The following is a 12900-nucleotide window of genomic DNA, read 5'->3' as shown; positions in this document are numbered from 1 at the left end:
AGTGTTCCAAAAGTATTAAAACAATAAAACTCCGTCAAATTAATGCGGAGTTTTAAACGTTAAATATTTGTTAGCGTTTGGCTTATAAAGTGCCTCGTAATTCCTGCTCTCTTTCAATGGATTCAAAGAGCGCCTTAAAATTACCCGCTCCAAATCCTTTGGCACCCATACGCTGGATGATTTCAAAGAACAAGGTTGGTCTATCCTCCACCGGTTTGGTGAAAATTTGTAAGAGATACCCCTCTTCATCGGCATCAATCATAATGCCCAAACTTTTTAGTTTTTCGATATCTTCACGCAATTCATGGCTATACGTTTCCAAACGTCCAGGAACCGCATTATAATATTCCTCTGGTGGTGTGGACAAAAACTCAACACCTCGTGATTTCAATTGGGAAACCGTGGTTATGATATCATCGGTGGCAACGGCGATATGCTGCACTCCCGGACTTTCATAAAAATCGAGATATTCTTCAATTTGCGAACGTTTTTTACCTTCCGCAGGTTCGTTGATCGGGAATTTGATGCGGCCGTTGCCATTGCTCATCACCTTACTCATCAAGGCTGAATATTCGGTATGGATCTGTTTATCATCAAAAGATAAAAAGTTAACAAAGCCCATGACGTCTTCATACCATTTGACCCAAGTATCCATTTCACCCCAACCCACATTACCGACCATATGATCTATGAATTTAAGACCCACAGATTCTGGATTGTAATCAGACTTCCATTCTCTAAACCCTGGCATAAACGTACCTTTATAGTTTTTACGCTCCACAAACATATGGACGGTTTCACCATAAGTGTAAATTCCGGCAGTGACCACTTCGCCATGTTCATCTTTTTCAACTTTAGGTTCCATATAAGATTTGGCACCGCGCTTGGTAGTTTCTTCATAAGCACTTCGAGCATCATCCACCCAAAGGGCAACAACTTTTACGCCGTCGCCATGCTTGACAATATGATCATTGATTGGCGATTTACTATTTAAAGGCGTGGTCAATACCAATCGGATTTTATCCTGTTTGAGCACATAACTTACCTTGTCCCTTGATCCCGTCTCCAATCCTTTATAAGCATAGGATTGAAATCCGAAAGCCGTTTTATAAAAATGCGCCGCCTGTTTCGCATTCCCTACGTAAAACTCTACGTAGTCTGTTCCAAGAAGAGGCAAAAAGTCTTCTGCGCCTTCAAAAATTTTCTCTAGTCCGTATTCTACTGATTTCATAATAAAAAGCCCCTCTTAATCTCCCCGAATGGGAGAAACTCAAACGTGGGCAAAAGTTCGAATATTTGGTTATACTTAAATTAATTTTACATTTCTAAAGTCACCTTCATGATTTAACGGCTTCTAAGCCCTCCCTTCGGGAGGGTTGGGTGGGATTAAAGCCACGATTTAAAATAATCCTCATCCGCTATTTTTAACGCTTCTTCCGTGATTTTTAAAGGCTTGAAGGTATCGACCATCACGGCCAATTCATCGGTTTTTGTTTTTCCGATGCTGCGTTCTACTGATCCTGGATGCGGTCCGTGCGGAATGCCCGCAGGGTGTAATGAAATATGGCCTTCATCAACGTCATTTCGGCTCATAAAATCACCATCCACATAATAGAGGACCTCATCACTATCAATATTACTATGATTATAAGGTGCAGGAATGCTCAACGGATGGTAATCATACAACCGCGGTACAAAACTGCACACCACAAAAGCATCCGTTTCAAAAGTTTGATGGACTGGGGGCGGTTGATGGATGCGTCCGGTGATTGGTTCAAAATCGTGGATTGAAAAGGCGTAAGGATAATTGTATCCGTCATATCCCACCACATCAAAAGGATGCGAGGCATAGACCATTTCAAAGATATCATCCTGTTTTTTAACCTTGATCAAAAAGTCTCCTGTTTCATTATAGGTTTCCAATTCTTCCGGGCGTCGGATATCACGTTCGCAATAGGGCGAATGCTCGAGCAATTGTCCAAACCAGTTTCTGTAACGTTTAGGCATATAAATTGGTCGGCGGGATTCTACGATAAACAAGCGGTTGTCTTCCGTATCAAAATCCATTTTATAGATGATGCCTCTTGGCACTAACAGATAATCGCCATATTTAAAATCGAGATTCCCGAGATGCGTTCTTAATTTACCAGTGCCTTTATGAACGAAAATCAATTCGTCCGCATCGGTGTTTTTATAGAAATAGTCTTTGGTGGACTGTTTGGGTGCTGCTAAAATAATACTGCAATCGGAATTGGTAAGCACTGTTTTTCGGCTTTCCAGATAGTCATTTTGTGGTTTTACCTCAAAGCCTCGCAAACGGTACGATTGGACATGATTGGCTTTGGCAATTTTGGGCGCCACATTATATTGCTTTTGAATGGCTTTTACCTGTGTTGGGCGCTGTTCGTGATAGGAGTTGGTGTACATCCCATCAAAACCGATCGTTCCAAACAACTGTTCCGCATACAAAGTCCCATCCGGCTTCCGGAATTGAGTATGTCTTTTTGGGGGAATTTTCCCGAGTTTATGATAAAATGGCATTTTTTCTTGAGTTTTGAGTTATGAGTTCCCGCCTTCGCAAATGCTGCGGACGGGCAAGCTGAGTTATGAGTTCAAAATTATTTTTCAATTTCAACTTCAACTTCGATTTCAACTTCCCGCCTTTGAAACAGGCAGTAAATTTTCTACAATAATAGAATGTTGATTATAAAGATACGAAATTGATGAGATTCCTGCTTTCGCAGGAATAAAAATTGGTGAGATTAGCTTGCGCTGAACCTAAAAGGTTTCCTGCCTTCATTTCGACAGGCTCAATGCAAACGCAGGAATAAAACAAGGCGTGCTTATTCTGGATTCCTTTTCATAAGGAATTGAAGATAAAGAAGTAAACCGGTCCAGGATTGTGTGGTCATGTCACAAATATAGAAAAAAGAATTTGAAATAATCTAAATTCTATGCTTGCAGAAAGTTTTTTCTAAAACAATCTAAAAATAATTCCGATTACGGTTTTCCCGTAGTTCTCAGCACTGATGATACTTCGCAAGGCTAAAAAACCTAACCAATTTATTATCAATATGAAACACTAAAATAAATGCAAATAAAACTTGTATTTATCGTTTTTTTTTTTTATGTTTGACACGTTGATGATGGTTTTTGGAGTAATTACAAAGTCACTTCTTGGCCATTTGAAACAAACTGGATTGATCCAAAACCAGCTGGTTTATTTTTTTAAGACTTTGTAGATTTTGACTTTGTAAAACACGACTTTGTAATTTTTAAGACTTTGTAGGAAAAACAAATTAATAACCAAACCTATTAAAAAAATGTAGGTTTTAAAAATTTAGAAATTATGAAAAAAGTATTAAGTTTATTAGTCGCAGTTCTATTTTTTACTAGCTCCTTTAATGCAAACGCTTCTATGATGAATAATCAAATTGAAGATTCACCTGGAGACTGTTTTGAAATGGCAATGGGTATCTATGAAGCAGCAGTATTCACGTGGAACGACAGGGCGCGAGCTTTAGAATTGGGTGCCTGGGTCTATGAAGACTGCATGGAAAGCGAGTCTGGACCTTATTAAAATAATAAATGAAAATTAAACTAACTTTTCTATTACTGTTTTTAACATTCATTGGGTTTTCTCAAAATCAAGAAAACTCCGGATCTGTTTTTTATAAAATCAATGCTTCTAAAAAGAAGAGCGATCAGGGTGTTAAAGACAGTAATATTGACTTTTATAATAGAACCATTTCCAGATTGGATGAGTTAAAATATCATCTTGAATTCAATAAAGAAAAGTCTCTTTTTAAAATAGAGAGTGCTTTGGTTAATGATACTGACAAAAGTGATTTCTTTCTGAAATCTGCCAAGTTATTAGGCGGTGAGGAAATTTACTACACAAATTTAAAAAATCAAAAAGTTACCATTCAAAGAACAATGCTTGGTGAGATCTTTTTAATTGAGGATGCGATACGAACAGATTGGAAACTGACTTCTGAAACAAAATTAATAGCAAACTACAAGTGTTTAAAAGCAGAGATGATCCTTGAGAAAAATAAAATCTACGTCAATGACATTAAAATTACGGCATGGTTTACCACGGAAATCCCGCTGCCTTTTGGCCCAAGAGGTTACAGTGGACTTCCAGGATTAATTTTAGAATTAAACTATGGTGATATTAATTATTATGCAACAGAGATAACCTTTGAAAACCAAGTGCAAATCAATAAACCGACTCAAGGAATCAAAATAACATCTGAAGAATTTGAAGCCTACATTTCACAAAAAATTGACGAGTATGGTTTTGAGAACAAATCTAAAAATTGAAGTTTTGTGAAATTATTTCATATAAAAAACACAATCCTGCTACTTTTAGCAGGATTTTCTTCTTATGCCCAACAAGTCAAAGTCTCTGGCAAAGTCACAGACACCCTTCAAAATCCATTGGCATACGCAAACATTTTAGCCATTCCTGAAAATGATAATGAGGAGGTGCGTTTCGCCATTACCGAATACAATGGCAGCTACCAACTTAGCCTCTCCAAAAACCAAACCTACAACCTTACCGTAAGCTTTCTTGGTTTTACACCTCATACCAAGGTTTTGACCACCACAGAAGACAATCTCATACAGAATTTCGTCCTTAAAGAAAATCCAGACCAATTGGATGAAGTCACCATTAACTACACGCCTCCCATTGTGGTCAAAAAAGATACGATCACCTATGATGTAAGCAAATTTGTTACCGGTGAAGAGCGAAAACTACGTGATGCGCTTAAAAAATTACCAGGAGTGGAAGTTGATAGAGCGGGCAACGTTACCGTACAGGGCAAAAAAGTGACCAAGGTGCTGGTGGAGAACAAAACCTTTTTTACAGGCGATAGCAAATTGGCGGTCAATAATATTCCTGCAGACGCGGTTGATAAAGTAGAAATACTTGACAATTATAATGAGGTTGCCATGCTCAAAGGCTTACAGGACAATGAAGACATGGCCATGAACATTAAACTAAAGGAAGACAAAAAGAAATTTACCTTTGGAGACATTGAAGCCGGTGCGGGTATCAAAGACCGTTATTTGATCAACCCAAACTTATTTTATTATAGCCCTAAAACCAATGTCAATTTTATTGGAGATCTCAACAATCAAGGCATTAAAAGTTTTAGTTTTAGGGATTATTTGGAGTTTGAAGGTGGTTTTGGTAAACTCTTAAGTGATGCCAGCAGCTATTTTGATCTTTTCAATAGTGATTTTGCACGCTACCTCAACAATCAAGATTATACCGCAAATACCAATCAATTTGGGGCTTTAAATATTAGACAGGCCATCAACAACGTCACGGATGTTAGTGGTTACATTATCAGTTCAAATAGTAAGACCGATACCGAGAGCCATATTACAAATGAGTATTTGAACAACGAAGACCCCTATTTTGAAAACCGTACCACGACCAACAACTTCAATAACTTTTTCACCATTGGTAAACTCACCTTGAATTATAAGCCAAGTTTTGAGGAAGATTTTGCCTACAATAGTTTTATTAAAGTCACCAATAATGACAGCAAGGGATTGATCAATACCATCAACCCCATTCAAAACAATAGCATTGCCAGCAATACTGATATCAATGCCCTAAACCTTAAACAGAACATTACCTATAGCCGGAAACTATCCAAAAACCATACGGGCACGTTAGAAGCTACCTATACCTTTCAAAATGATAAACCGCTAACGGAATGGTTGACCAACCAACAAATCCTACAAGGTTTGATTCCTTTGGAAGAGGATGAACTTTATGATATTTTACAGACCAAACGCAGTAGCGCACACAGCGTCAATGCCATTGTAAAAGACTATTGGGTACTCAACAATTTTAATCATATTTATACAAGTGTGGGCGTCAATGCCGCTTTTACCGATTTTTACAATCAGGATGTACAACAGCTGAGCAATGGCACCATCAACAACTTTAATACGGCAGGTTTTGGCAATGATTTTGGATATGATTTCTTGAACACCTTTGTGGGCTTGGAATACAAATTCCAGTTCGGGATTGCTACGTTCAAACCGATGCTATACACCCATTTTTACAGTTGGCAGACCCAACAGTTTGATGAAAAAAGCAATCACACCAAAGCTCTGATATTACCCCAATTTACCACCAAAATTGAATTCAATAACAGCGAAAAAATCAATTTCAAATACAGCTTCAATGCACGTTTCCCGGGTATTGAACAATTGGCCAACAATTTCGTTTTGAACAATTTCAATAGCGTTTATAAAGGCAATGCCACTTTGGAAAATCAATTATACCATACGGTGAGTTTGAACTATCACAAGTTCAGTCTATTTAGAAACCTGAACCTTAACCTCAATACAAATTTCAATAAAAAGGTGGAACACTTTAAGAATGTTACCCAATTACAAGGCATTGAACAATACAGCACGCCTGTTTTCTTTGATTTGCCAGAACATAGTTGGAGCGTTAACGGCGCCATTTCAAAAAAAATCAACAAGATTCGTTACAAATTACGAAGCAACTTCAACTATAATGACTTTTACCAAATTTTGAACGACGACACGGATCTGAATATTTCAAAATCCGTTTCCTCAACAGTCAGCGCGGAGACTTTCTTTAAAAAATTGCCAAATATAGACATTGGCTACAAAAAAGATTTCAATGCTTACCGATCTTCAAATGTGATAAGCAATTTTGAAAACGATAATTTTTTTGCCATTCTACAATATGATTTTTTAAGGGACTTCATCTTTAAGGCAGATTATGCCTTTGATAGCTATCACAACAAAAGTAACAACACCAAAAACACCTTTGACACAGCCAATGCGTCCTTATTTTATCAATTGGAGGATAGTCCGTGGGGCTTTGAAATCAACGCTACAAATTTATTTGATATGCGGTTTAAGCAACAGAATTCATTCAACAGTTTTTTGATCAGTGACAGTAAAACGTTTATAATGCCGAGAATTATAATGTTTAAAGTGGCTTATAAGCTCTAAAATTTTAAATAGTTGTCACCCTGAGCGCAGTCGAAGGGCTGGATAGGCCAAATTATGGTTTAAGATTACAAAGGGGTTCGACTGCGCTCACCCTGACATTGACGCTCACACTGACATCGGACTGTCACCCTGAGCGCAGTCGAAGGGCTGGATATGCCAAATTATGGTTTAGGATTATAAAGGGGTCCGACTGCGCTCACCCTGACATTGACGCTCACCCTGACATTGACGCTCACCCTGACATCAGACTGTCACACTGAGCGCAGTCGAAGTGTTAAAACCAAAACCCTAAGTTGAACAACCAAATACTTTCACCAAGTTCAGGAGAATAGGTGTATTTTGCTTCCAATGGCCCTAAAAATGTTTCCAGTCCATAACCAAGTGCATACCCCGAATAAGTAGGAGATGAGAACCAAGTACCCGACTCAAAGAGACCATAGCCTATGTTGGCATAGTTGGCTGCGACGGTAATATGGTGCTTTTTAAAAAGCTCATAATCCAAACTCAACGTGGTTTTTACAAAACTATCTCCGGTGAGGGTGATATAATCATAGCCATAAAATGAAATAAAGTTATTGATGAAATTATTGCCATAACCGCCCAAAGCAAAATCGAGCGACTGTGTATTGTTATCGCCAATTTTAAATCCACCTTGGGTAAAAATATTGGTTGATAATTTATCGGAGATTCCAAAAGCATAGCCTATATCCGCTTTGGCAATAGAGAAATTATTGAAATCTTTATTGAAATGAGATGCGTGAAGATAAAGATGAAAATCCCCACTAAAATAAAAACCTGTTTTTGGATAGTATTTATTGTCATAAGTATCCAATCTTAAGGTTCCAAAAACGGACAAATAATCTGTATTTTCAAAAAATCGTGTCCCACCTGGGATATTGGCAGACACAGTTTCCGATTTTATTTTCAAGCGCTTATGTTCTCCGCCTAAACTTAGTGCGAAATCTTTTGCAAACATGGTTTGAATATAAATCTGGTTGGTTTGATCCTCAATTTCAACACCAATCTTGTTTAATCCCGCCAAGGATTGCTCTTGATCATTCAAAAACAATTTCACATTGACATTTCTGTTAAATTGATTAAATCTTGAACGCAGGCCAATACTCCAGTAAAAGCCCTTATCTATATAATACTCAAAATTATAGCGTACCTGATCGCCCAAGATCAAATCTAAGGACACGACATCATCATCTAACAAAGCCCGTTTTTTAGTAAAATTCACCAACGCTGCACTTTTATATAGATCATCATAATGGATCCCAAATTTTAAAAAGTTGGTAACATTACTTTCATCCAGCGTAGCCAATAAATTAAAGACATTGGGTCTATCGGTCTTTTCAAATTCAAAATAGAAGGTGGTAAAGTTATTGGTCGCTACCAAGTTATTTACACCCTCATTAAAATTAGCATAACTCACTTTAGTATCTTCAACAAGCTTCAATTTCCCCAAAATATAGGCGCGAGTATATCTATTATTTCCATATATCTTAATCTCGTTAATAGCGATACTATCCTTAGAAGTAAGGTCCATCTCTACGCCTCTTGAGCTTTTGTATTTTGGAAGTTGTCCTAATTCATCAAGTTTTATGCGCGTTGCCCTTGCACCACTTTCAATAATTTTTTTGCCTTCGCTAAAGGACACCACGGTATAATCGGTTATATCTGGCTTAATGTAGATGTCGGTTTTTTCAACTTTCTTGATCATATCACTAATAGTCCGATAGTTATTGATCTGAAGTAAAATTGAAGGTGCCGAATTTAAGTCTTCCCGTTTGGCCAAACCGTCCTGCACATCCACGCCAATAATTAAATCCATCCCTTTGGCCTTCAGCTCATCAATAGGATAATTATTAATGACACCGCCGTCAATAAGTACACGATCATCTATAATAACCGGCTGAAATAAAGAGGGGAACGCCCCGCTTGCCGTAACAGCTTGGGCTAAATTTCCATGATCCAAAATAATAGCTTTCCCCGTTTCCACATCGGTAGCCACACAAAAGAAAGGAATTGGCAACTTGTCAAAATCGGGAATATCGGTGACATGCAAGGTTAGTTTCGATAACAGATTAAATACATTTTGACCTCTTGATAGCGCTGAAGGCAGTTTCAGCTTGAAGTTTGTAAATGGCAGCGTCACGGCGTACCGTTCTGAATTGTCCCGCTCATAAAATGTTTTGGCAGACCTTGGAAGATTATCGTTAATAACGTCATCAAAATTGAGGGAACTAAAAATAGAATCCAATTGTTTTCCAGAATAGCCAGAGGCATATAATGAGCCTATGATGGCACCCATGCTGGTTCCTGCAATATAATCAATCTTAATACCCAAGCTGTCAATCACTTTTAACACGCCAATATGCGCAAATCCCTTGGCGCCACCACCACTCAAAACCAAACCTATTTTGGGCGTTTTTTGTGGTTTCTGCGGAATGCTGTCCTGACCGTTCATTGATAGGGAAATGAAAAGGGTGAGAACGATTATGTACGTGAGTTTTTTCAAATTATTTATTTTTTAAACCTCCAACTCCAAATACTTTCAGATGTGAATCTTGTAGATTAATTTACCTCCCGACATTTCGGGTTCTGTAGGTTACTTATTATAAAAATCAAGGATTTTCTTTGCTCTGGATGCACCAACAACTTGCTGCAATTCCTCAAAGCTCGCATTACTGATTTTTTTAACGGTTTTAAAATGTGTCATCAAATCAACTATAGATTGTTCACCAATGCCAGGTATCAACTCCAACTCCGTGGTCAAAGCGCCTTTGCTGCGTCTGTTACGGTGGTGTTCGATCCCAAAACGATGGGCTTCATTACGCAATTGCTGAATAACTTTTAGTGTTTCGCTTTTTTTATCTAAATATAACGGAATTGGATCATCTGGATAGAATAATTCTTCCAAACGTTTCGCAATTCCGATGATTGCAATTTTTCCTCTTAAATTTAAAAGATCCAGACTTTTTAAGGCGGAAGACAATTGGCCTTTTCCACCGTCAATAATGATGAGATGTGGCAAGGACTGTTCTTCTTCCAACAAGCGCTTGTAGCGTCGGTAAACGACTTCTTCCATGGAGGCAAAATCATCTGGTCCGTCCACGGTTTTGATATTGAAATGTCGGTAATCTTTTTTACTAGGCTTCCCATTTTTAAAGACCACACAAGCCGCCACTGGGTTAGTGCCTTGAATATTGCTGTTATCAAAACACTCAATATGTCGGGGTTCTTCCTTAAGACGTAAGTCGACCTTCATTTGTGCCATGATTCTGTTGGCATGGCGATCGGGATCAATAATTTTGACTTGTTTAAACCGCTCCAGACGGTAATATTTGGCGTTGCGCTCTGACAGGTCAAGAATGCGTTTCTTATCACCCAATTTTGGAATACTGACTTTAAGGTCTTCACCCAAATCCAAATCAAAAGGGACATAAACCTCTTTGCTTGTAGAATGGAAACGCTGTCTGATTTCAGTGATGGCCAATGGCAACAATTCTTCATCAGTTTCATCCAATTTCTTTTTAATTTCCATGGTATGGGATCGGATGATGGAACCGTAAGACAACTGAAGGAAATTGATATATGCATAACCTTCATCAGAAACTATTGAAAATACATCAACGTTACTTATTTTAGGATTGACCACCGTAGATTTTGCTTGGTAATTCTCAAGAATATCAATTTTTTCCTTGATGCGCTGTGCATCTTCAAATTCCATAGCCTCAGCATGCGCTTTCATTTGTTGTTTGAATTGCGACAAGGAATCTTTAAAATTCCCTTTTAAAATTTCTCTGATCGCTGTGATGTCTTCTTGGTAATCGGCTTCAGATTGATAGCCTTCACACGGCCCTTTGCAATTGCCCAGATGGTATTCCAAACAGACTTTAAATTTACCCGTATGGATCTTCTCCGGAGCCAAATCATAAGTACAGGTTCGCAACATATAAACCCCTTTGATCAGATCGAGAAGCGTTTTTACCGTTTTCATACTCGTATAAGGTCCAAAATACTCAGAACCATCCTTAATCACTCGACGTGTTGAAAATACTCGCGGGAAACGTTCTTTTTTGATGCAGATCCATGGATAGGACTTATCATCCTTGAGCAATACGTTATAACGGGGTTGGTACTTTTTGATGAGATTGTTCTCGAGAAGCAGGGCATCGGTTTCCGTCTCAACCACAATATGTTTAATGGTGACAATTTTCTTGACCAGTACTTTGGTCTTGCCATAATCATGGTTTTTTGTAAAATAAGAACTGACACGTTTCTTAAGATCCTTGGCTTTACCTACATATAAAATCTTATCATTGACATCAAAATATTGATACACTCCAGGTTCATGGGGCAATGTCTGCAATTGGATTTCTAAAGTAGGCTTACTCATATACCAAAGATACTATATCTTCAAAACTTTTCAATAGAAAGCATTTTAAGACTTTCAATAAAAGAATGATTTTTTATTATCTTGCAACCCAATTGTAATTAAGACAGATGCCCAAAAAAACTATAGGCAGAATTGACAAAGCAGATTTCCCAGCACTCGATCTTTTTGATATTGACGTCAAAATAGATACAGGTGCCTATACCTCCTCCATCCATACCCATAAAGTATGGATAGACAATGAAGAGTTGGTGTGTTTGTTTTACGATAAAGGCCATCCACATTATAACGGAAAGGAGATTCGATTTAAAGAATATACCTTGGCAAAAGTCAAAAGCAGTAATGGTGTTGTTCAAAACCGATATAAAGTAAAGACCAACATTATTTTATTTGAAAAGAAATACAATATCTCGCTTACTTTAAGTACGCGGGAAGACATGAGATTTCCGATTTTAATTGGTCGGAAATTCATAAGTAAAAAATTTATCGTGGATGTCACACAAAAAAACATATCTTATAACAACAAAAACAAATAAGCATTGGGTGCGCATCTTTATGCGATCACATTAATCCTTATCACTAAAAATTTAAAGCAAATTAGACCCAATGAACATTATTATTTTATCCAGAAACCCTCATTTATATTCTACTCAACGCCTCGTGGAAGCTGCCAGACAGCGCAAGCATACTTGTGAAGTGATAGATCCTTTAAAATGTGATATTATTATTGAAAAGAAAAATCCTGCCATTTTGTATAAAGGCCGGGTTTTAGAAAATGTCGATGCCATTATTCCTAGAATTGGCGCTTCAGTGACTTTTTATGGCACTGCAGTAGTACGACAGTTTGAAATGATGAAGGTGTTTTCAGTGGTTGAATCCCAAGCTTTGGTAAGGTCACGCGACAAACTGAGAAGTCTTCAGGTACTTTCTCGTGCGGGATTGGGAATGCCAAAAACAGTGTTTTCAAATTATACCAAAGATGCTTCTGAGGTTATCGCATCAGTGGGCGGGGCGCCATTGGTAATCAAACTTTTGGAAGGCACTCAAGGGTTGGGCGTTGTTTTGGCCGAAACCAACAATGCCGCAGAATCTGTGATTGAAGCTTTTCACGGGTTGCAGGCGCGCGTCATCATTCAAGAATTCATCAAGGAAGCTAAAGGAGCAGACATCAGGGCTTTTATAGTTGATGGCAACATAGTTGGTGCCATGAAACGACAAGGTAAAGACGGTGAGTTTAGATCTAACCTTCACAGAGGTGGCACTGCAGAAATCATTCAATTGACTGACGAAGAAGAAAACGCTGCCTTGAAAGCTGCTAAAGCACTCGGATTGGGTGTTTGTGGCGTGGACATGTTGCAATCTGCGCGTGGCCCATTAATTTTGGAGGTCAATTCTTCACCAGGTTTGGAAGGGATTGAAGCGGCCACCAAAAAAGATATCGCCAAAAGTATCATAAGATATATTGAACGTAACGTTTAACTTTA

Annotated in this window: 9 protein-coding genes; 5 read left to right on the top strand and 4 right to left on the bottom strand. The window is 38.1% G+C overall.

Translation table 11 applies throughout. The features are described from left to right. Positions 1-82 precede the first annotated feature (82 nt). Both hppD and ESZ48_RS03395 read right to left on the bottom strand, forming a co-directional pair. Positions 83-1231, bottom strand: a complete 1149-nt coding sequence (gene hppD, locus ESZ48_RS03400) for a 4-hydroxyphenylpyruvate dioxygenase (RefSeq protein ID WP_129015886.1) — start codon at positions 1229-1231, stop codon at positions 83-85. A gap of 155 nt (positions 1232-1386) precedes the next feature. Further along, positions 1387-2541, bottom strand: coding sequence for a homogentisate 1,2-dioxygenase (locus ESZ48_RS03395; RefSeq protein ID WP_129015885.1), 1155 nt, complete (start codon positions 2539-2541; stop codon positions 1387-1389). Positions 2542-3349: 808 nt separating this feature from the next. Here ESZ48_RS03395 and ESZ48_RS03390 point away from each other — a divergent pair. The 3 genes from ESZ48_RS03390 to ESZ48_RS03380 are packed head-to-tail and all read left to right on the top strand — an operon-like array spanning position 3350 to position 7017. Further along, positions 3350-3580, top strand: coding sequence for a hypothetical protein (locus ESZ48_RS03390; RefSeq protein WP_129015884.1), 231 nt, complete (start codon positions 3350-3352; stop codon positions 3578-3580). A gap of 8 nt (positions 3581-3588) precedes the next feature. After that, positions 3589-4326, top strand: coding sequence for a GLPGLI family protein (locus ESZ48_RS03385; protein ID WP_129015883.1), 738 nt, complete (start codon positions 3589-3591; stop codon positions 4324-4326). A 6-nt stretch (positions 4327-4332) separates the two neighbouring features. Further along, on the top strand, positions 4333-7017 hold the full coding sequence (locus ESZ48_RS03380; protein ID WP_223266342.1) for a carboxypeptidase-like regulatory domain-containing protein: 2685 nt from the start codon (positions 4333-4335) through the stop codon (positions 7015-7017). Between the two features lie 274 nt (positions 7018-7291). Here the strand turns inward: ESZ48_RS03380 and ESZ48_RS03375 are convergent, their stop codons facing one another. Together ESZ48_RS03375 and uvrC are read right to left on the bottom strand one after the other, a co-directional pair. After that, positions 7292-9538 (bottom strand): patatin-like phospholipase family protein, encoded by a 2247-nt coding sequence (locus ESZ48_RS03375; RefSeq protein ID WP_317127978.1) that lies wholly within the window; start codon positions 9536-9538, stop codon positions 7292-7294. Between the two features lie 90 nt (positions 9539-9628). Next, complete coding sequence (gene uvrC / locus ESZ48_RS03370; RefSeq protein WP_129015882.1) at positions 9629-11419, bottom strand: excinuclease ABC subunit UvrC; 1791 nt, start codon at positions 11417-11419, stop codon at positions 9629-9631. A 107-nt stretch (positions 11420-11526) separates the two neighbouring features. On the opposite strand from uvrC, the gene ESZ48_RS03365 reads away from it, so the two are divergent. Continuing rightward, entirely contained in the window at positions 11527-11952 is a 426-nt protein-coding gene (locus ESZ48_RS03365; protein ID WP_129015881.1) for an ATP-dependent zinc protease family protein, read from the top strand. Between the two features lie 70 nt (positions 11953-12022). Next, positions 12023-12895, top strand: a complete 873-nt coding sequence (rimK, locus tag ESZ48_RS03360) for a 30S ribosomal protein S6--L-glutamate ligase (RefSeq protein WP_129015880.1) — start codon at positions 12023-12025, stop codon at positions 12893-12895. Positions 12896-12900: the final 5 nt, after the last annotated feature.

This window comes from Gelidibacter gilvus (genome assembly GCF_004115975.1).
Lineage (GTDB): Bacteria > Bacteroidota > Bacteroidia > Flavobacteriales > Flavobacteriaceae > Gelidibacter > Gelidibacter gilvus.
The sequence above is the reverse complement of the archived record's forward strand: the minus strand, read 5'-3'. Positions and strand labels throughout refer to the sequence as shown.

Bases quoted from the DNA above. Each gene is read 5' to 3' on its own strand.
- hppD (WP_129015886.1), bottom strand. From the start codon at position 1,231: ATGAAATCAGTAGAATACGGACTAGAGAAAATTTTTGAAGGCGCAGAA.
- ESZ48_RS03395 (WP_129015885.1), bottom strand. From the start codon at position 2,541: ATGCCATTTTATCATAAACTCGGGAAAATTCCCCCAAAAAGACATACT.
- ESZ48_RS03390 (WP_129015884.1), top strand. From the start codon at position 3,350: ATGAAAAAAGTATTAAGTTTATTAGTCGCAGTTCTATTTTTTACTAGC.
- ESZ48_RS03385 (WP_129015883.1), top strand. From the start codon at position 3,589: ATGAAAATTAAACTAACTTTTCTATTACTGTTTTTAACATTCATTGGG.
- uvrC (WP_129015882.1), bottom strand. From the start codon at position 11,419: ATGAGTAAGCCTACTTTAGAAATCCAATTGCAGACATTGCCCCATGAA.
- ESZ48_RS03365 (WP_129015881.1), top strand. From the start codon at position 11,527: ATGCCCAAAAAAACTATAGGCAGAATTGACAAAGCAGATTTCCCAGCA.
- rimK (WP_129015880.1), top strand. From the start codon at position 12,023: ATGAACATTATTATTTTATCCAGAAACCCTCATTTATATTCTACTCAA.